18 protein-coding genes are annotated in these 18,765 nt (G+C 66.2%); 13 read left to right on the top strand and 5 right to left on the bottom strand.

The annotated features are described in order from the left end of the window. Positions 1–4: 4 nt before the first annotated feature. The gene (locus EP007_RS10260) at positions 5–379 is read right to left on the bottom strand and encodes a hypothetical protein (RefSeq protein WP_128477565.1); all 375 of its coding nucleotides are present in this window, start codon (positions 377–379) and stop codon (positions 5–7) included. A gap of 216 nt (positions 380–595) precedes the next feature. On the opposite strand from EP007_RS10260, the gene EP007_RS10255 reads away from it, so the two are divergent. Then, positions 596–1,318, top strand: a complete 723-nt coding sequence (locus EP007_RS10255) for a phosphoglycerol geranylgeranyltransferase (RefSeq protein ID WP_128477564.1) — start codon at positions 596–598, stop codon at positions 1,316–1,318. Positions 1,319–1,354: 36 nt separating this feature from the next. On the opposite strand, the gene EP007_RS10250 is transcribed toward EP007_RS10255, so the two are convergent. The 3 genes from EP007_RS10250 to EP007_RS10240 all read right to left on the bottom strand — a co-directional run bounded on the left by EP007_RS10250 (position 1,355) and on the right by EP007_RS10240 (position 4,818). Then, positions 1,355–3,568: an amino acid permease gene (locus tag EP007_RS10250; RefSeq protein ID WP_128477563.1), complete on the bottom strand. Its 2,214-nt coding sequence runs from the start codon at positions 3,566–3,568 to the stop codon at positions 1,355–1,357. A 6-nt stretch (positions 3,569–3,574) separates the two neighbouring features. Then, complete coding sequence (locus EP007_RS10245; RefSeq protein WP_128477562.1) at positions 3,575–4,060, bottom strand: NAD(P)-binding protein; 486 nt, start codon at positions 4,058–4,060, stop codon at positions 3,575–3,577. Between the two features lie 278 nt (positions 4,061–4,338). Further along, a complete protein-coding gene (locus tag EP007_RS10240; protein WP_128477561.1) occupies positions 4,339–4,818 on the bottom strand; it encodes an Lrp/AsnC family transcriptional regulator in 480 nt (159 codons plus the stop codon). 128 nt (positions 4,819–4,946) lie between these two features. Between EP007_RS10240 and EP007_RS10235 the strand changes: the two genes are divergently transcribed. The 7 genes from EP007_RS10235 to EP007_RS10205 all read left to right on the top strand — a co-directional run bounded on the left by EP007_RS10235 (position 4,947) and on the right by EP007_RS10205 (position 12,682). After that, positions 4,947–5,888, top strand: a complete 942-nt coding sequence (locus tag EP007_RS10235) for an ABC transporter ATP-binding protein (RefSeq protein ID WP_128477560.1) — start codon at positions 4,947–4,949, stop codon at positions 5,886–5,888. Further along, on the top strand, positions 5,881–6,678 hold the full coding sequence (locus tag EP007_RS10230) for an ABC transporter permease subunit (RefSeq protein WP_128477559.1): 798 nt from the start codon (positions 5,881–5,883) through the stop codon (positions 6,676–6,678). The genes EP007_RS10235 and EP007_RS10230 overlap by 8 nt, the downstream gene beginning before the upstream one ends. Further along, positions 6,678–6,890, top strand: a complete 213-nt coding sequence (locus EP007_RS10225; RefSeq protein WP_128477558.1) for a TetR/AcrR family transcriptional regulator — start codon at positions 6,678–6,680, stop codon at positions 6,888–6,890. The genes EP007_RS10230 and EP007_RS10225 overlap by 1 nt, the downstream gene beginning before the upstream one ends. Before the next feature lie 66 nt (positions 6,891–6,956). Continuing rightward, on the top strand, positions 6,957–8,258 hold the full coding sequence (gene aspS / locus EP007_RS10220; protein WP_128477557.1) for an aspartate--tRNA(Asn) ligase: 1,302 nt from the start codon (positions 6,957–6,959) through the stop codon (positions 8,256–8,258). A gap of 144 nt (positions 8,259–8,402) precedes the next feature. After that, the gene (locus EP007_RS10215) at positions 8,403–9,239 is read left to right on the top strand and encodes a pantoate kinase (RefSeq protein WP_128477556.1); all 837 of its coding nucleotides are present in this window, start codon (positions 8,403–8,405) and stop codon (positions 9,237–9,239) included. Positions 9,240–9,269: 30 nt separating this feature from the next. Beyond that, positions 9,270–10,019: a 4-phosphopantoate--beta-alanine ligase gene (locus EP007_RS10210; RefSeq protein ID WP_128477555.1), complete on the top strand. Its 750-nt coding sequence runs from the start codon at positions 9,270–9,272 to the stop codon at positions 10,017–10,019. A 98-nt stretch (positions 10,020–10,117) separates the two neighbouring features. After that, a complete protein-coding gene (locus EP007_RS10205) occupies positions 10,118–12,682 on the top strand; it encodes an AAA family ATPase (protein ID WP_128477554.1) in 2,565 nt (854 codons plus the stop codon). A 75-nt stretch (positions 12,683–12,757) separates the two neighbouring features. On the opposite strand, the gene EP007_RS10200 is transcribed toward EP007_RS10205, so the two are convergent. Further along, complete coding sequence (locus EP007_RS10200; RefSeq protein WP_128478563.1) at positions 12,758–12,952, bottom strand: cold-shock protein; 195 nt, start codon at positions 12,950–12,952, stop codon at positions 12,758–12,760. A 208-nt stretch (positions 12,953–13,160) separates the two neighbouring features. Here EP007_RS10200 and EP007_RS10195 point away from each other — a divergent pair, with 208 nt between their 5' ends. The 5 genes from EP007_RS10195 to EP007_RS10175 all read left to right on the top strand — a co-directional run bounded on the left by EP007_RS10195 (position 13,161) and on the right by EP007_RS10175 (position 18,598). Then, positions 13,161–14,090 (top strand): sulfide-dependent adenosine diphosphate thiazole synthase, encoded by a 930-nt coding sequence (locus EP007_RS10195; protein ID WP_128477553.1) that lies wholly within the window; start codon positions 13,161–13,163, stop codon positions 14,088–14,090. 17 nt (positions 14,091–14,107) lie between these two features. After that, the gene (locus EP007_RS10190; RefSeq protein WP_128477552.1) at positions 14,108–14,893 is read left to right on the top strand and encodes a DUF7001 family protein; all 786 of its coding nucleotides are present in this window, start codon (positions 14,108–14,110) and stop codon (positions 14,891–14,893) included. Positions 14,894–15,056: 163 nt separating this feature from the next. Continuing rightward, positions 15,057–15,506 carry a winged helix-turn-helix domain-containing protein gene (locus EP007_RS10185; RefSeq protein ID WP_128477551.1) on the top strand — a complete coding sequence of 150 codons (450 nt, stop codon included), beginning with the start codon at positions 15,057–15,059 and terminating at the stop codon, positions 15,504–15,506. Beyond that, a complete protein-coding gene (locus tag EP007_RS10180) occupies positions 15,503–15,781 on the top strand; it encodes a DUF7521 family protein (protein ID WP_128477550.1) in 279 nt (92 codons plus the stop codon). The genes EP007_RS10185 and EP007_RS10180 overlap by 4 nt, the downstream gene beginning before the upstream one ends. A 237-nt stretch (positions 15,782–16,018) precedes the next feature. Beyond that, positions 16,019–18,598: an efflux RND transporter permease subunit gene (locus EP007_RS10175; protein WP_128477549.1), complete on the top strand. Its 2,580-nt coding sequence runs from the start codon at positions 16,019–16,021 to the stop codon at positions 18,596–18,598. Positions 18,599–18,765: the final 167 nt, after the last annotated feature.

Here is an 18,765-nt window from a genome sequence, read left to right as displayed (position 1 = left end):
GTTCTCAGACGCCGTCGCAGGGGCGACTCTGGTCTGAGTTACATTTGGGAAGCGAACAGTCGGCCGTGTAGCCACAGTTAGCACTGGCGGCGTACCAGACGGTCTGACCGTCGCAGTACTCGCGCTTTTCCCAGTTGACTTGATAGTAAAGGGCTGGACTGTTTGGCGGGTCCTCGCACTGATTGTTGAGGTCCACACAGGTACACTCGTCGATAACCGTATAGTCTCCGTCAGCACACTGTGTCTCGACAGAATCGTTCTCTATTTCACCAGTCGCAGAAACGCTCCCGATGGCTCCGAACGACACTGCGGCTCCGACTCCGCCTGCTTTCGCCGCATTGTTCAACACTGCTCGACGGGATATTTTCTCATTTCCCATGTCAATTAATCCATACTACAGACTAATAAAACGCATGTTATAATATCTATCATATGTTGACGAGTTGTGAGTTCGCCATTTCCACTTTGCTCGGTCATCAGATCATCGAACGTTACTGCGGTTATCGAGGTATTGACTGCCGGACCTGCTCGATTTAGTCTGCTTTGAGAGTCGGTTCCGAAGAGGTTTTAGCACCCAGTACGGTTTACACCAACAATGAGTAGTTCGTGGACCGACTGGGACCACATCGTCAAACTGGACCCGGACAAGACGCTCGTGGAGGGCGAAACCTTCGAGGACGTATGCCGAACCGGCACCGACGCCCTCGAAATCGGTGGCACCCTCGACATGACCACCGAGAAGATGCAGCGAGTCATCGACGCCTGCGCGAAGTACGACGTGCCGCTGTATCAGGAACCGAGCAACCCCGCCGTCGTCGTCGAGGACGACGCGCTGGACGGCTATCTCGTGCCGGTCGTGTTGAACGCCGGGGCGGTGTCGTGGATTACCGGCGCGCACAAAGAGTGGGTCCGGATGGACGAGGTGAACTGGGACCGCACCACGACGGAGGCGTACATCATCATGAACCCCGACGCCAGCGTCGCGGAACTCACCGAGGCCGACTGCAACCAGACCCCCGAGGACGTGGCGGCCTACGCCGAAGTCGCCGAGGAGATGTTCGGGCAGGAAATCGTCTACATCGAGTATTCGGGCACCTTCGGCGACCCCGAGGTCGTCGCGGCCGCCGCGGACGCGCTCGAAGAGGCGACGCTGTTCTACGGCGGCGGCATCCACGACTACGAGTCGGCCCGCACGATGGCCGAACACGCGGATACCGTGGTCGTCGGCGATCTCGTCCACGAGGAGGGCTGTGAGGCCGTCCGCGAGACCGTCGAGGGCGCGAAGGACGCCAAGAAGACGACCGCCGAGTCGGTCTGAATCGGCGGGCGACGGCAGTTTCGTTCTCTTCGGAGTTTAGAACGCGACCCGTTCCAGCAATCGACCGAACAGTCCCGGTCGACGGGAGTCGTGAGCGTGAATCTGAATCGACGGCGTCGCCGTCTCGTCGGCGATTTGGTCGCGGTCGCGCCGGAACAGCGACCGACGGGTTCGACCGCCGTCGTCGCCGACCACGACGAGATCGACCGCTCGGGTCGCGTTCGTGAGGTCGGTCAGCGTGTCGCCGTCCGACTCCACGAGCGTGGACTCGACCGGCACGGAACACACCGACGCGATTTCGTCGTGGTAATCCCGGAGCGTTTCGCGGCGCTTCGGACTGGCGTCCGGCGAGACGGGGTAGAGCAGTTCGATGATCGCGCCCGTCTCGCTGGCGAGCGCGTTGGCGACTCCGACTTTCAGCGAGTCGTACGGCCCTCTGTCGGTCACGATGCCGAGCGTCTTCACCGACCCGAGGTCGTGGCCGCCGACCGCCAGCACGTCGCAGGGCGCGTGGTCGAGTATCCACTCGAAGTCGTCGGCGAACAGCGTCTGGGGCACCTCGGGCGAGTCGCGTTCGAGGACGATGAGGTTTGAGTCGTGGTGGGACGCGAAGTTGACTATCGCGTGCTTGGTGTCGTGGCTCACGATTTCGCCGTACTTGACCGACGCGTCCACGTCGGCCGCGAGTCGGTCGGTTCGCTCCTCGAACTCGATGTCGGCCGCCGACTGTTCGGCGGACGCCCGTTCGAGGGGCGTCTGGTCGGGCACCTCGTCGAACTGGACGACCCGGACCGTCCCGCCCCTCTGTCGGACGAGGTCGGCCGCGATGCTCAACAGCGACGCCTCGCGCTCCTCGCTGGTTTCCTCGGTGACGGGCACCAGCACCTCGTACCCGGTCGCGTCAGAGAGGGTCGAGCGAGTCTCTTCGACGGCGCGGCGACCGACCGACCGACGGACCGCGTCTCTGGCGACGCCCTCGCGCTCGATGCGCCCGCGGACGTACGCGAAGTACCAGACGACGGACGCGGCGATGATGACCGCCGCGCCGACGAGCGCGATGGTCCCCATCTGGGTGAGGAGCGCGAGACCGCCGACCGCGCCGACGACCTGCATCCACGGGTAGAGTGGCGACTCGAAGTCGGGGTCGTAGCTCTCCACGTCACCCTCTCGGAACGCGACGAGGGCGATGTTGATGAGTACGAACACGAGAATCTGGAACGCGCTGGCGAGCTTTGCGATGTCGAGGACAGGGACGAACGCGATGAGCGCGAGCATCACGCCGCCGGTCAGCGAGATGGCGAGCGTCGGCGTGTTGAATCGCTCGCTGATCGTGCTGAGCGAGGGCGGCATCAGTTTGTCGCGGCTCATCGCCAGCGGGTAGCGCGACGACGAGAGTATCCCCGCGTTGGCGGTACTGACGAGCGCGAGTATCGCCGCGACGACCACGACGACGACGCCGGGTCGGTCGAGCGCGACCTGCGCGGCGTCAGCCATCGGGGTCAGCGACCCCGCCAACTCCTCGCCGGGGACGATGCCGACGACCACGGTGACGATGAGGACGTACAGGAGCGTGGTGAATCCGAGCGACCCGAGGATGCCCAGCGGGATGTTCCTGCTGGGGTCTTCGACCTCCTCGGCGACGCTGGCTATCTTCGTCACCCCCGCGTAGGAGACGAACACCAGTCCCGTCGCCGCGAACACGCCGCCAGCGCCCTTATCGAAGAAGCCGTCGTACTGGACCGCCGCTATCGACCCCGCCCCGCCGCCGACGAACCAGACCAGCGCGGCGAGCATGGCGACGACGATACCGACCTGCAGGCGGCCGGTCTGCTTGGCTCCGAGCATGTTGACGGCGATGAGGACGACCGCGAGACCGAGCGCCACGGGCTTTATCGGCAGGTCGAATAGCACAACGAGATAGGGGACGCCGCCGACCAGCGCGAGCGCGCCCTTGAACGACAGCGAGAACCACGTCCCCAGTCCGGCGACGGTTCCGAGGAGCGGTCCCATACCGCGCTCGATGTAGATGTACGTGCCACCGGCTTCGGGCATCGCGGTCGCCATCTCGGCCTTGCTCAGCGCCGCGGGAACGACGAGCAAGCCCGCGACGAAGTACGCCAGTATGACGGCGGGTCCCGCTAACTTCAGTGCGAGTGCGGGCAGAATGAAGATGCCGCTTCCGATCATCGCACCGATACTAATCGCAATTACCGCGAACAGTCCGAGGTCTCGTTCGAGTTCTTTCGGCATTTGTAGTCAGGGTTCGGCGACATCATCGGCGAACGATTCGAGTCGAGCGGCCAGTTCCTCAACGAGCAGGTCGGGAATACAGACGGCTTCCACGTCGAGGTCGTCGAAGGAGTCCATTTTCTCGCAGTCGTCAACCCGAAGGACGACGTTCTCGACGCCGAATCTCGTGCGGAGCAACTGCGCGACGAGGAAATTGACGGCTTCGTCCGGCGAGGCGACGATGGCGACCGAAACGTTTTCGACACCTATCTCGCCCAACGCGGCCGCGTCCATCTCTTCGACGTGTCGGGAATCGATACCGTCGCGTTCGGTGCGTTCGACCGCCCGCCGATTTCGACTGACGAACGCAACGTCGTAGTCATCGCTCAGGTGTGACGCCACCGTCCGACCGATGTGACCCCCACCGGCGACGAGAGCGCGATTACCTCCGCGGGCGTTCCCCCCGAATCCGACGGCGGACGCTATCCCGGCGGTCGGTCTTTCGCGGGACATCCGAACTCACCTCCGTAGGTCTGAACCGGTGCAGTTCGCCGCCGCGTGGCAGGTCTCTCGATTCCGCAATCCGCTACTGGTGACTGGGAACGTTGTAAACTCATGGTTCCATCAACCGACCGTTGCCCCCGAGAAGGCATAAAATCATCGGATTTTTCGACGGTTCGGGGAGATGTGCCTTCTATATTAACGCTCCGTCAAAAGACGGGCGTGTCGAGACGGAACCGGAGACTGTCGCGTTACACTACCGAAACCGGTTGCAGAACGGAAGAGAAAACTCAGGACTCGTCGGCGTCGAACGTCCGGAATCCCTCGTAGGGATTGTCGTAGTCGTTGCGTATCAGGTCCTCGTCCTCGATTTCGAGACCGAGACCGTCGAGTTCTTGACCGATTCGGCTCAGGTCGTCGCCGTCGGTTCCCAGCACCTCGACGTGGATGTTCTCGTGGCCGGTCATCACTTCGCGGACCGCGACGACGCCCTCGACCTTCTTGGCTTTTTGGGCTAGCGTCTCGCGCTCGGGTATCGGCGCGGTACAGATGATGAGCGTCAGGAGTTGGAACCCGGCCGCCTCGTAGTCGATGGACGGGCAGTAACCGTGAATGATGCCCGACTCTTCGAGTTGCCGAATCCGGTGGCGGACCGTGCTGGCCGACACGTCGGCCTGTTCGGCGATGGTACTCGTAGAGGCCTTGCGAGCGTTCTTCTGGAGGGAGTAGATGATGTGTTTGTCGAGGTCGTCGAGTCGGTCGTCGCTCATACACCTCCGTGGGACCCGAGGGTGAAAGAATTGTTCCACTTCGGGCGCGGTCCCGCGACAATCGACAGTTCCGACTTCGTGAATAGGTGACCAAAACGTTAATCGATTCACGCGGTGACCTATCGGGAATGACCGCCATCGAAACGACCGGGTTGACGAAATACTACGGCGACACCCGCGGCATCGATGACCTCTCCATCGAGGTCGAGTCCGGCGAGGTGTTTGGCTTCCTCGGCCCGAACGGCGCGGGCAAGACCACGACCATCCGGACCCTGCTCGGGTTCGTCGCGCCGACCGGCGGGTCCGCGACCGTTCTCGGCCGCGACGTGACCGACGAGAGCGCGCTCGTGGACGCCAAGCGCCGAATCGGCTACCTGCCGAGCAGTCCCGGCTTGGACGAGGGCGTGACCGGCCGACGACTGATTCGCTACCACGCCGCGCTCAAGGGCGACGAGCGGAGCGACGACCTGCTTGACCGCTTCGACCCGCCGGTCGAACGCGAGGTCGGCGAGTATTCGACCGGCAACAAGCAGAAACTCGCGCTCGTGCTGGCGTTCATGCACGACCCGGACCTCGTCATCATGGACGAACCGACCTCGGGGTTGGACCCCCTGATGCAGGAACGCCTCTACGAGTTCATCGAGGACGAACAGGCCCGCGGGACGACGTTCTTCTTCTCCAGTCACATCCTCAGCGAGGTCCGGAAGGTCTGTGACCGCGTGGGAATCATCCGCGACGGCCGCCTCGTGGCGATGGAGGGCGTCGAAGAGCTACTGGACCGGTCAGGCAAACACGTCTCCGTCAGCGTCGAATCGACCCTCGACGCCGCCGACTTCGACCTGCCGGGCGTCCACGACTTCGAGGCGAGCGACGGCGACGCCTCGTTCATGTTCACCGGCGAGTACGACGCCCTGCTCGACCACCTCCGAAACTATCGCGTGGTGGACGTAGAAATCGAGGAGGCTCCGCTCGAAGACGTGTTCATGAAGTTCTACGACGACTCGGCCGACCGGAGCACCCCGAACGGTTCGACCGCCGCCGCGTCCGCGGGCGGTGAGACCGATGCTTGAGGTGGCGACCTACGAGTCCGAGCGGAGGATTCGGGGCGCGCTCGTGCTGGCACTCCTGCTGGCCGTGATGTCGGTCCTGTTCGTCGCGCTCTTTCCCTCTATCGCCACCTCTGGCGCGGACTTGGACGCGTACATGGAGAGTCTGCCGCCCGCGATGCAGACCGCGTTCGGCGCGACGGGCGCGTTCTCCATCACCACCATCGAGGGCTTTCTGGCGGTCGAACTCTACCAGTTCTTCTGGTTGCTCCTGCTGGGCATCTACACCGCGTACGTCGCGGGCGGCCTCGTCGCTGGCGACGTGGAGCGCGGCCGGATGGACGTGTTGCTCGCCGCCCCCGTCTCCCGGCGGCGCGTCGTGGTCGAGAAGTTCGTCTCGCTGGTGCCGGTGGTGGTCGCGGTCAACCTCGTCGTCGGCGTCGCGGTGTACGCCGCTGTCGCCGCCATCGGCGAGACGATTCCGGTCGCCGACCTCGTCGCGGTCCACCTGCTGTCGATTCCGTATCTGTTGGCCTGTGGCGCTATCGGCCTGCTCCTCTCGGTCGTCGTGGACGACTCGGACGTGGCCAAGCGCGGCAGTCTCGGTGCCATCTTCGCGCTCTTCCTGCTGGAGACGGTCAGCCAGTCGGCCGACGCGGGCTGGCTCGGCGCGATAAGCCCGACCCGGTACTACGACCCGACCGCGATTCTGGTCGGCGGCGAGTACGACTGGGCGGGCGCGCTCGTCCTGCTGGCGGGGACCGCCGCGCTCGTCGCGGTCAGCGCGTGGTGGTTCCGCCGGAGGGACATCTGATGCGGGGCTTCGACGCCGACGAGCGCGGGCGCATCCGCGACTCGCTCCGAGAGACCGGCCGGGACCTGTTCGCTCGCCGCGGACTCGACGGGACCACAATCGCGGACCTCACCGACCCGGCGGGCGTCGCCAACGGGACGTTCTACCGGTTCTACGACTCGAAGGCCGAACTCTACGACGAGATTCTGCGCGAGGAGCGGGCCAAGACGTGACTCGAATCGGACAGGTAGTTCAAATAAGTGAGCGATTTTAAGTCTGTCCCGGCGCAATTCGGGTGCATGCGAGACCGCACTTACGCCGCGGACGCCGAACCGGGCGAGACCGCGACCGTCGCCGGATGGGCACACGAGATTCGGGACCTCGGGGGCATCGCGTTCCTCATCGTCCGGGACGCGTCCGGGAAGATTCAGGTCAAGTTCGAGAAAGGGGAGATGGACGACGACCTCGTGGCGACCGGCACGGAGGTCAACCGCGAGAGCGTCGTGCGCGTCACCGGCGACGTGGAGGCAGAGGAACGCGCGCCTACTGGGGTCGAAATCGTCCCCGAGTCGGTCAAGGTCGTCGCCGAGGCCGACCCCGAACTCCCGCTGGACCCCTCGGGGAAGGTCGAGGCTGACCTCTCGACCCGACTGGACAACCGCACGCTCGACCTCCGGCGAGACGAGTCGAAGGCCGTCTTCGAGATTCGCGCCGAGGTCCTGCGGTCGGTCCGCGAAGCGTTACGCGACCTCGGCGGTACCGAAATCAACACGCCCAAAATCGTCGCCACGGGCACCGAAGGCGGCACCGAACTGTTCCCCATCACCTACTTCGGTGAGGAGGCGTTCATGAACCAGTCGCCCCAACTGTTCAAGCAACTGATGGTCGGCTCCGGGTTGGAGCGCGTCTTCGAAATCGGTCCCATCTTCCGGGCCGAGGAGCACAACACGCCTCGCCACCTCAACGAGGCGACCTCCATCGACTTCGAGAGCGCCTTCTTCGACCACCACGACGCGATGGACGCCTGCGAACACGTCGTGAAAGCGGCCTACGAAGGCGTCGCACAGCACTGCGAGTCCCAACTCGAAGCGCTCGGTTACGACGACTTCGAGGTTCCCGACGGCGAGTTCCCCCGCCTCGCCTACGAGGAGGCCATCGAGCGCATCAACGCCACCGGCGAACTCGACGCCCAGTTGGTCTGGGGCGACGACCTCCCTACCGAGGGCGAGAAGGCGCTGGGCGACGACGTTGGAAGTCACTACTTCGTCACCGACTGGCCGAGCGACAGCAAGCCCTTCTACATCAAGGACCACGACGACGAATCCGACCTCTCGACGGGGTTCGACCTGATGGCTCCGAGCATGGAACTCGTCTCGGGCGGCCAGCGCGAACACCGCTACGAGAAATTGGTCGAAGGCTTCGAACAGCAGGGCTTGGACCCCACGGCGTTCGACTACTACACCACGATGTTCAAGTACGGCATGCCGCCCCACGCCGGGTGGGGACTCGGCGGCGAACGCCTCGTCATGACGATGCTCGGACTGGAGAACATCCGCGAAGCGGTGTTGTTCCCGCGAGACCGTCAGCGGCTGTCGCCCTGACGGTCTCGCGGGTGCTCGTCACGAGCAACGCGAAGTGACGGTGTTCCCGCGAGACAGGCAACGCCTGTCGCCGTAAGATATCCCGAACGTCCCCCGCCGCCGAGGATTATAAACGTTATACGGCCCGACTCGCAAGACTTGCACATGACCGACGACTCGTCGCGGGCGTTCGTGCCGGGCCACGTCACCGGCTTCTTCAGCGTTCACGAGGCCGACGACCCCGAACAGGCGGGGTCCCGAGGCGCGGGGCTGACCCTCTCGGAGGGCGTGACCGTCTCCGTCGAACCCGCCGCCGAGACCTCGATGCAACTGAACGACGAACCGGCCGCCGTCGAAGCGGTGACGCGCGTCCTCGACGCGCTCGACGTAGATGCGCGCGTGACCGCGACGACGGACTTGCCCATCGGCGCGGGATTCGGCGTCTCGGGCGCGGCCGCGCTCGGGACCGCGTTGGCGGCCAACCGGAGTTTCGACTGCGGGCGCTCGGAGAACGAACTGGTCGCCATCGCCCACGCCGCGGAGGTCGAGTCCGGGACCGGACTCGGCGATGTGGTGGCCCAAGCCCGCGGCGGGGTCCCGATTCGACTCGACCCCGGCGCGCCCGAGTACGGCCGGATGGACGGCGTGCCCGCCCGGAGTCGGGTCGAGTACCTGACGCTCGGCGAGCGTTCGACCTCGGAAGTCCTCGCTGGCAACACCGACCGCCTCTCGGAGGTCGGCGTCGATAAACTCGTCCGATTGGTCGAGGAACCGACGCTGCCGACGCTGATGGCCGCTTCGCGGGAGTTCGCCCGCGAGGCCGACCTGCTCACGCCCGAGGTCGAGGAGGTCTTGGCCGCGGTCGAGGAAGAAGGCGGCGAGGCCGCGATGGCGATGCTCGGCGAGACCGTCTTCGCGCTGGGCAACAGTCTCTCGCGGGCGGGCTACGAACCCGAGACCTGCGAGACCCATCCCGCGGGCGCGACGCTGAAGATGGACTGATTTTTCCCCGCCGGGTGCCGAGAGGGAAATATGACCGAGATTCCCGACGACCACCCGCGCGCCCAATCGCTCCGGACCCGCCACCGAATCGAGGCGGGCGTCGAGAAGGGCATCACGAGCAAGCAGGGACTCATCGCGCAGGGTCGCGGCGAGACCTACGACTACCTGCTCGGCGAGGAGACCATCCCGAGCGCCGACGCGGCCGAGCGAGCGGCCGCCGCGAAACTCCTGCTGGCGGACCACCCTGTCCTCTCGGTGAACGGGAACGTCGCCGCGCTCGCGCCCGAGGCGATGGTCGAGTTGGCCGCGGCCGTGGACGCCGACATCGAGGTGAACCTCTTCAACCGGACCGAAGAGCGCGTGCGGGCTATCGCCGACCACCTGCGCGACCACGGCGCGGAAAGTGTGAAGGGACTCGCCGCGGACGCCCGGATTCCGGGTCTCGACCACGAGCGCGCGAAGGTGGACGAGGACGGCATCTACGACGCCGACGCGGTGGTCGTCCCGCTGGAGGACGGCGACCGAGCGGAGGCGCTAGCCGAGATGGGCAAGACCGAAATCGTCATCGACCTGAATCCGCTGTCCCGGTCGGCCCAGACCGCCGCGATTCCGATTATCGACAACATCGTCCGGGCCGTGCCGAATATGACGAGACACGCCCGCGAGTTGCAGGAGCGAGACGCTTCCCGCGAGGAACTGGCAGAAATCGTGGCGACTTTCGACCGCGAGGCCGCGCTTGAGGAAGCCGAGGAGGCGATTCGAAGCGGTGAGTTGGACTGACCGCCCGCGCTCGCTTCCCGGCATCTTTTTGTCGCTCCGACAGAACTACGCGACGATTGCATGAGTTCTCGGAGTTCACTCGCACGGGGGACGACGCCGTGAACGAGTACGAAGTGCGCTACGTTGACCGGACGCTGCCCGACGCCGAGACCGTCCGGGACGCGCTCGGAGCGGTGGACGACGCGCTCGCCGACCAGCGACTCGTCAGGCTCTGTCGCGTTCTCTACCCGGTTCTCAGGGTCCGCATCGCGTACACGCCGCCCGGCGACCCCGACGCGGTCGCCGGACGCGCTGACGTGCTGTTGGACGGGCGCGATGCGGGCCACGAGGCGGCGCTCGCGCCGTTCGCCGAGAAGTCCGGGTCGCCGGTCCCGGTCTCGCTGGTTGGTCGGTACCGACTCGGCACTCACGCCGGGCCGGAGTCGGTCCTTCCGCTCGATTTCAACCGCGACAAGCGGGCGGGCCGGGCCGAACTCGCCGAGACGCTTCGAGAGACCGACGCCGACTCGGCCGAGCGACTCCGCGAGCGCTACGGCCTGCCCGCGGAGTTTGACCCGGAGAGAGTCGTCGAAATCGAGGACGTGACTCGGCTCTACCTCCCCTTCTGGCTCGCGGAGTTCGGCGACGACTCGGGCGGCGAGCGACTGGTCGCGTTCCGCGACACGAAGTGGATAGACGACGACGCGACTCGTCGGGGCGCGTGGCTCTCGGACCACGTCGCTAGCGCGCCGACGCTCCTATCCCGGATTCGAGACGTGGCGCGCGTGGACGGTTCGGACGCGCGGGAGAACCGCGACGAGTCGGAGGTCGGCGACGATTCAGTGGTGGGCAACGATTCGAGGACCGGCAACGACGCGGAGAACGCGATTCGCGGCGCGCTCTCGCCGGACGACTCGTCCGGCGAGGCGCGACCCGACGGGGAGTCCGCCACAGAGGCGGGCGAAGATTCCGACGAGTCGGCCGACGAGATAACCGTCCCCGACGACGTGGAACTGTCGGTTCAGTCCATCGCGGAGACGAATCCGGACCGGGACTTCGGCGACGTTGGCGGGATGGCCGACCTCAAGAGGACGCTACAGGAGTTGGTCGTGGACCCCCTGGAAGACCCCGAGAAGTACGAACGCTACGGACTCGGCGTGACCGACGGCGTCCTACTCTACGGCCCGCCGGGGTGTGGCAAGACCCACATGGCGGGCGCGCTGGCCGGGGAACTCGACCGCCACTTCCTCTCGATTTCGCCGAGCGACCTGACGAGCAAGTGGGTCGGCGAGGCCGCGGACAACGTCGCCGACGTGTTCGCCGTCGCGCGGGCGAACGCGCCCTGTCTTGTCTTCATCGACGAGATAGACGCCGTGGCGAGCGACCGGAGCGGCGAGATGACCAACACCGAACAGCAGATGGTCAACCAACTGCTCGCGGAGTTGGAGGGCGCGAGCGACGAAGATGTGGTGGTGCTAGCCGCGACGAATCTCGTCGAGGACGTGGACGACGCGGTACTGCGCTCGGGCCGGTTCGACGAGCGCGTCGAAGTCTCGCCGCCCGACGCCGCGGCGCGCGAGGCTATCCTCCGGGTCCACCTCGACGGCCGACCAACCGCCGCGGACCTCTCGCTGGTGGAGACGGTCGAACGAACGTCGGGATATGCCTCCAGCGACGTGGAACTCGTCGCCGAGCGAGCGGCGCGGGCGGCGCTCGCCGATGAGGCGGACATCCGCGAAAACCACCTGCTGGCGGCCGCCGAGGAGGTCGAGACGAGCATCCCCGCGTGGTTGGACGAGTACGACGTGACAACGAGTGGCGGGGACTGCGAGGACGGCGTTCGGCAACCGCCGGGCGTCTCGCTGGACGCGAGCGAACTGCTCGAACCCGTGCCGGAGCGTGACTTCTCGACGGTGCCCGGCATGGCGGAAGCGACGACAGCGCTCCGCGAGCGCGCGCTCGACCAACTCCAAAACCCCGAGCAGTACGCCGACTACGGTCTCGACTCGCCGGGCGGCGTCCTGCTCTACGGTCCGCCCGAGTGCGGCAAGACGTACCTGAGTCGCGCCGTCGCTGGCGAACTCGACCGGCCGTACCTCCGAGTGACGCCGACGAAGTTGGCCGTCGAATGGGAGGGGTCGCCGACCGAGAACGTCGCCGACGCCTTCGAGGTCGCGCGGGCGAACGCGCCCTGCGTGCTGTTCGTGGACGACCTCGACGCGCTCACTCCCGGTAGTTCGGCCGCGGCCGACCGCGCGCTGACCCATCGACTCGTCGCCGAACTCGCCGCGACGCCCCCGGACGTGTTCGTCGTCGGCGCGACCCACCTCGTGGAGGACGTGACCGACTCGGTACTCCACACCGGATGTTTCGCCGAACGAATCGAGGTGCCGCTTCCGGACGCCGACACCCGCGAGGCGGTCCTCCGGGCGACGCTCGACGACCGACTGCTCGGCGACGTGGACTGGGACGCCGCGGTCGAAGCCTCGGCGGGCGACACCGTCGGGGACCTCCGCTTGGTCGCCGAGAGCGCGGCGCGCGCGGCGCTCCGCGAGGACGAGGCGGTCGATACCGACCGCCTGCGCTCGGCGCTGGAGACTGTCGGCCGGAGCGTCGCCGACTGGAACGAGCGCGGTCGCTACGCCGACAGCGAGTACGGCTCGGACCTGCGGAACGCGCTCTAAGCGTTGCGCTGTTAGGTAGGTGATTGTCGCAAAAATCGTAGTGCTGGCGTCGCGTTACGCGACGTACCGTCCGATTTATGCGCGGACGACGTTCGTCGCGCGCGGGCCTTTGGGGGCCTGTTCGATGTCGAATTCGATGTCCGTTCCCTCTTCGAGATCGGGACCGCCAACGTCCTCCATGTGGAAGAATACGTCGTCGTCCTCGTCTTCAGTAGAGATGAAACCGTAGCCGCCTGTGTCGTTGAAGAAATCAACAGTTCCGTTTGCCATTACAATTACATAGAGACCCCCGCCACCGATAACCCTTCCGAGGGTCGCGGTATCACGGGTATTGAGGATTCTGAGCCGGATTTTCTGTCGAGCGCGGGCGGCACGGACGACGACCGGAGAGCCAACGCCGACGCCGACTAGACCGCAGTACCCCACGCCGACCGATTCCGCAACCTCTTTCAACAACCTTGTGGTATTACTGAGTTGTATGAGCGAATTCGACCAGTTCAGCGACGTGGGTGAGGCGGAAGTGACGCGTGCTATCGGACAGGAGTGGACCGAGGAGTTCATGGACTTCAGCGACTCCGACGTAATTATCGTCGGCGGCGGTCCCTCGGGTCTGATGGCCGCGAAGGAACTCTCGGAGCGCGGCGTCCAGACGATGGTCGTCGAGAAGAACAACTATCTCGGCGGTGGGTTCTGGCTCGGTGGCTTCCTGATGAACAAGGTCACGGTCCGAGACCCGGCACAGCACGTACTGGGCGACCTCGACGTGGACTACAAGCAGTCCCAAGACTCCGAAGGTCTCTACGTCGCCAACGGCCCGGAAGCCTGTTCCGGCCTCATCAAAGCGGCCTGCGACGCGGGCGCGAAGATGCAGAACATGACCGAGTTCACCGACATCGTGATTCGGAAAGACCACCGCGTCGGCGGCATCGTGATGAACTGGACGCCGGTTCACGCGCTCCCGCGAGAAATCACCTGTGTGGACCCCATCGCGGTCGAGGCCGACCTCGTCATCGACGCGACCGGTCACGACGGCATGGCCGTCTCGAAACTCGACGAGCGCGGCGTCCTCGACGCCCCCGGCATCGGCGACGCCAAGGAAAACTCCACCGGCATGGACCAGACCGGCGACGACTCCTACGGCGCGCCCGGCCACGACTCGCCCGGCCACGACTCGATGTGGGTCGGCGAGAGCGAGGACGCCGTGGTCGAACACACCGGTCTCGTCCACGACGGCCTCATCGTCACCGGCATGGCGACTGCGACGACCTACGGTCTCCCGCGGATGGGACCGACCTTCGGCGCGATGCTGCTGTCGGGCAAGCGCGCCGCTCAGTGCGCCCTCGACGAGTTGGAAGTCGATGCCGAACCGGTGGACATGACCACGAAGGCGGCCTCTGCTGACGACTGAGGACTCCAACCAGACCCATGACCGAGGTCACGCTGTATCGCGCGCCGACGACCGTCGCGGACGCCGAGGAGATAGCCGACTGGCTCCGCGAGCGAGTCGCCGGTGTCGAGGATGACGACGGCGAGACCATCGCCGTCGAGGTCCGCGACCGATTTTTGGACGTTCACCGCGACGAAGCCCTGCCCGAGCAGTTCGCCGAGACGCGGGTCTCCTCGCCGTACGAGCGCGAAACGGGCAACACGATGCTCGGAATCGTCCGGTACGAGGAGCGCGCGCTCGACCACCCCGAGCGCGCTGGCGGCGTCCTCTACGACGGTCTGGGCGTCCAGCGCGCGCTCAACGCCGCCATTCCCGAGCGCAAGCGAACCCTCGACCACCTCCACGTCGCCCTGCTGGACCGTCCGGTCGGAACGTGGGGCGACCACGACGGGAGGTGGCACAAGCGCGTGAACGTCCTCGGGCAACCGGCGCTCGTGTCGGTGCCGGGTCTCTACGAAGCGCCCGCCAAGCCCGAGGCGTACTATCAGGCCAAGCAGAAGACGGCGTTGCTGTCGGGCGACGCGCCGCCCCGCGAGGTGCTTGAGAGCGAAGTCGAGGGCGAGTTTCTGGTCGCCGAGGACCCTCGGACGACCGAGGCGCTGAAAGGCTACGTCCTACAGGCGGTCCACTGCTGGCGGACCGGCGAGGGGTTCTGTGACGACGAGCGCTGTCGGCTCTCGAACCCGCATCGCCAACCGGGCGTCATCGAGGCTCAACTCCGAGACCCCGAGTTCTGCGAGACTCACGCCGAACTGTACGAGTAGCCCGACCGCCGACGCGCGACGGCTCTCGACCCCCGACCTATCGGCTCTCCATGCACTCCAAAACTCCGGGAAGATTCGGTACCACTATACCGTCCTCGGCACGTAACGTGACTCACTACCGACGAATCGGCCGTAGAGTCGAGGCACAGGAGTACGTCATCGGATGGCAGGGAACTACATCGACCCGAGTCGGCTCTCACTCGTCCCGACGCGCTCGAACTCGGCGCGAACAGCCGAGACGACTGCGGAGCGTTCGGGAGACGGCGACCCGCCGGTCTCGACGGTCTTACAGTCGCTCGAAGACGACAAGTGTCGAGAGCTACTCGTGGCGCTCGACGAGCCGAAGTCCGCGAACGAACTCTGCGAGGAGTGTGGACTGGCGAGTTCGACGGCGTATCGAAAACTTGACCGGCTCCGTGAGGCGGCGCTCGTCAGAGAGTACACCGAGGTTCGGCGAGACGGTCCGAACGCCACGCTGTACGAGCGCGACTTCACGGAAGTCGCCGTCACTATCGACGACGACGACGAGTTCTCGGTCTCCATCGACAGACCCGGCGACGATCCGGAGGACCGGATGGCGACGTTCTGGTCCGAGATGAAGCGAGAATCATGACCGACCGTCTGATACTGTTGCTCGGCGTCGTCAAGATCGCCGCGTTGCTCCTCGGGAGCATCGTCACCCTGCTGGCGTACCGGGCCTACCAGCGGACCAAGATCGACGGACTCCAGTACTTCGCGGTCGGACTGCTGGTCATCACCGTGGGGACGTTCCTCGTCGGAATTCTCCACCACGTCTTCGGTGTCCCGAGCGTACAGGGGATGCTCTTCGAGAGCGTCATCGCCTGCCTTGGCTTCCTCGTGATGATATACGGTCTCTACGGCTACTGACCCGGAGCGCGCTTCGACCGGTTCAGGTCGTCTCGTCGCGTTTCGGTCGTTTCGGTCCGACCACTCCAGTCGTCCCGCTCCGGGCGGCCGTTCCGGTTGTCCCACGCCGCGGGAACGCTCCGGTCTTCTTTATCACCGTACGACCGAGAAGGGAGTGATGAGAAGTCCCGACGCAGCGACCGGTCGCCCCGACTCGCCGAGACAGACCGCCCGAACGCTCGGGAGGTGGCGGTACCGATGAAATCGCGGTTGCCCGCCCGATACGCCGACGCGCTCGCATCGCACAGCAAACTCTTCGTCGCGGTCGTCCTCGTTCTCTCCGCGGTCGTCGGCGCTGGCGCGATTCTCGGTCCCGACGCGAGCGGCGAGACCGGCGGTGCAGCCATCGACTCGCCCGAGCAGGCCGCGCTCGACCGCATCGAATCGACGTACGAAGCCGACGACGCGGTGGTCGCGCAAGTCGTCGTCAGAGACGAGGGCAGGGACGTTCTCACCCGCGAGTCGTTACTGCGGAGCCTACGACTCCAACGGGCGATGCGCGAGAACGCGACCGTGAACGCGACCCTCCGACCGAACGCGGGAATCGTCGGCGTCGAGAACCTCGTGGCCGCTGCTGCCTCCGCCGAGGAGCGCCCCGCTGCGAGCGGGACCAACGGGACGGCGGCAGCCGGGCCGGACGCGGGCCGCCCGCCGACGCTCGACCGCCAGATAACGGCGCTCGAATCGCGCTCGCCCGCCGAGGTCGAGACCCTCGTCGAGGAGGTCCTTGGCTCGGAATCGACGGCGAGCGGCCGCGACCCCGCAGCGTTCCTTCCATCGGACCACGAAGCGGGCGCGACGACGGCGGACGCGCGAGTGACGCTGGTCTTCCAGAACGGCGGGGACCGTGACTCCGGTGGGTCCCAAGAGGCGTACGACGCGCAGGTCGCGCTCGACTCGCTGGTCGAGGCGCGCTTCGCGGACGCGTTCGTCTTCGGACAGGGCGTCGTGGACGAGGCCTCGTCGCGAGCCATCGGCGACAGTTTCCTCGTCATCACGCCCGTCGCGGTCGCTCTCCTGCTCGCGGCGTTGACGTTCGCCTACCGCGACCTCCTTGACGTGCTCGTGAGCGTCCTCGGCGTCGCCGTCGTCATGGCGTGGTTCGCGGGCGTACAGGGCTGGCTCGCCATCCCGTCGAGTTCGATACTCATCGCCGTCCCGTTCCTCCTCGTCGGACTGTCCATCGACTACTCGCTCCACGTCGTCATGCGCTACCGGGAGGCCCGAACCGGGAGCGACGCCGAGTCGGGCCGAGGAGGCGACGCCCCGGCCGACGCGATGCGGACCGCCGTCGCTGGCGTCGTCGTCGCGCTGGCGGTGGCGGCGTTCACCACGGGTATCGGGTTCTTCTCGAACTACGTCAGCCCGTTGGCGTCGATTCGGGACTTCGCGCTCCTCAGCGCGAGCGGTATCGTCGCTATGTTTCTGGTCTTCGCAGCGTTCGTCCCGGCGGTCAAACTCGAAGTCGAGTCGCTCCTCGACCGGCGCGGTCGGGAACGCCGGAAACCCCCAGTCGGGGGGCAGTCGGGACCGGTTCGGCGGCTGCTTGAACGGGCGACGAGCGTCTCCCGGCGGGCGCCCCTCGCAGTCGTGTTCGCGGCGCTGGTCGTCTCCTCGGCGGGAGCCTACGGCGCGACCGGTCTCGACACGGAGTTCAACCGCGCCGACTTCCTGCCCGAGGAGGCCCCTGAGTGGATGGAATCGCTCCCCGAGCCGTTCGCGCCCGGCGAGTACGACGTGCGCGAGAACTTCGAGTACATCTCGGACACCTTTCGCCAGCGCGGTCAGGGATCGCAAGCCCAGATACTGATACGCGAGGAGGTGACCGCGCCGAGCGCGCTCACCGCAATCGACCGGGCCGACCGGAACGCGGACCCCGACGGAACCGTCGCTCTCGACGCGGACGGTACCGTAGCGATGGAGAGTCCCGTGACGGTCCTCCGGTCGGTCGCCGCCGAGAACCGGACGCTCGCGCGAGCCGTCGAACGGCGAGACGCCGACGGCGACGGACTTCCGGACGAGGAGGTCGGGGCGGTGTACGACGTGCTGTTCGAGGTTGCCCCCGAACGGGCGTCTTCGGTTCTCCACCGGACCGACGGCGGGTCCTATGCGTCGGCTCGACTGGTCGTTGGCGTCGAAAGCGACGCGTCCGTCCAGTCGGTCGCTGGCGACGTGCGGACAGTCGCGGCGAGCATCGAAGCGAGTGCCCCGGTGACGGCCGTCGCCACCGGCGGTCCCGTCATCACCGCGGTCGTTCAGAGCGCCCTGTTCGAGACGCTCGTACAGGGCTTCGCCGTCACCTTGGTCGTCATCCTCGCGTTCCTCGCGGGCGTGTACTGGTGGCGGTACCGCGCACCGGGACTCGCGGTCACGATGCTCCTGCCGGTCGTCCTTGCGCTCGCGTGGCTCCTCGGTGCGATGGCGCTGCTCGATATCCCGTTCAACAGCGAGACCGTCGTCATCACCAGCTTGGCCATCGGGCTGGGCGTGGACTACAGCGTCCACCTCGGCGAGCGGTTCGTGGACGAGCGGCGGCGTCGAAACTCGCTGGACGAAGCCCTCTCGGCGGCGGTGACTGGAACCGGCGGCGCGCTCCTCGGCAGTGCGACGACCACGGCCGCGGGCTTCGGCGTCCTCGCGCTCGCGCTGTCGCCCCCGCTCCGGCGGTTCGGTCTCGTGACCGGACTGAGCATCGTCTTCGCGTTCGTCGCCTGCGTGACGGTGTTGCCGAGCCTCCTCGTCGTGCGCGAGCAGTTGGTCCGGCGGTTCGCCGGGTGAGACCGGTTCGCCGAGTCTCCGGGCCGCCGGTCTGACAGACCGCACTGTCTGATGGACTCTGTTTATTCTATCGGCGCACCACTATCGAAGTGACGACACGCGACTCTGCCAGTCAGTGTCCGTCATCCGGGAGTGGTATCGCCTACCGCTCCCCAAACTGGACCCTT

Origin of the sequence: Halorussus pelagicus (assembly GCF_004087835.1) — an archaeon.
In the GTDB taxonomy this organism is placed as follows: Archaea; Halobacteriota; Halobacteria; order Halobacteriales; family Haladaptataceae; genus Halorussus; species Halorussus pelagicus.
This window is presented reverse-complemented; position numbering and strand designations above follow the sequence as displayed.

Bases quoted from the DNA above. Each gene is read 5' to 3' on its own strand.
- EP007_RS10260 (WP_128477565.1), bottom strand. From the start codon at position 379: ATGGGAAATGAGAAAATATCCCGTCGAGCAGTGTTGAACAATGCGGCG.
- EP007_RS10255 (WP_128477564.1), top strand. From the start codon at position 596: ATGAGTAGTTCGTGGACCGACTGGGACCACATCGTCAAACTGGACCCG.
- EP007_RS10250 (WP_128477563.1), bottom strand. From the start codon at position 3,568: ATGCCGAAAGAACTCGAACGAGACCTCGGACTGTTCGCGGTAATTGCG.
- EP007_RS10245 (WP_128477562.1), bottom strand. From the start codon at position 4,060: ATGTCCCGCGAAAGACCGACCGCCGGGATAGCGTCCGCCGTCGGATTC.
- EP007_RS10240 (WP_128477561.1), bottom strand. From the start codon at position 4,818: ATGAGCGACGACCGACTCGACGACCTCGACAAACACATCATCTACTCC.
- EP007_RS10235 (WP_128477560.1), top strand. From the start codon at position 4,947: ATGACCGCCATCGAAACGACCGGGTTGACGAAATACTACGGCGACACC.
- EP007_RS10230 (WP_128477559.1), top strand. From the start codon at position 5,881: ATGCTTGAGGTGGCGACCTACGAGTCCGAGCGGAGGATTCGGGGCGCG.
- EP007_RS10225 (WP_128477558.1), top strand. From the start codon at position 6,678: ATGCGGGGCTTCGACGCCGACGAGCGCGGGCGCATCCGCGACTCGCTC.
- aspS (WP_128477557.1), top strand. From the start codon at position 6,957: ATGCGAGACCGCACTTACGCCGCGGACGCCGAACCGGGCGAGACCGCG.
- EP007_RS10215 (WP_128477556.1), top strand. From the start codon at position 8,403: ATGACCGACGACTCGTCGCGGGCGTTCGTGCCGGGCCACGTCACCGGC.
- EP007_RS10210 (WP_128477555.1), top strand. From the start codon at position 9,270: ATGACCGAGATTCCCGACGACCACCCGCGCGCCCAATCGCTCCGGACC.
- EP007_RS10200 (WP_128478563.1), bottom strand. From the start codon at position 12,952: ATGGCAAACGGAACTGTTGATTTCTTCAACGACACAGGCGGCTACGGT.
- EP007_RS10195 (WP_128477553.1), top strand. From the start codon at position 13,161: ATGAGCGAATTCGACCAGTTCAGCGACGTGGGTGAGGCGGAAGTGACG.
- EP007_RS10190 (WP_128477552.1), top strand. From the start codon at position 14,108: ATGACCGAGGTCACGCTGTATCGCGCGCCGACGACCGTCGCGGACGCC.
- EP007_RS10185 (WP_128477551.1), top strand. From the start codon at position 15,057: ATGGCAGGGAACTACATCGACCCGAGTCGGCTCTCACTCGTCCCGACG.
- EP007_RS10180 (WP_128477550.1), top strand. From the start codon at position 15,503: ATGACCGACCGTCTGATACTGTTGCTCGGCGTCGTCAAGATCGCCGCG.
- EP007_RS10175 (WP_128477549.1), top strand. From the start codon at position 16,019: ATGAAATCGCGGTTGCCCGCCCGATACGCCGACGCGCTCGCATCGCAC.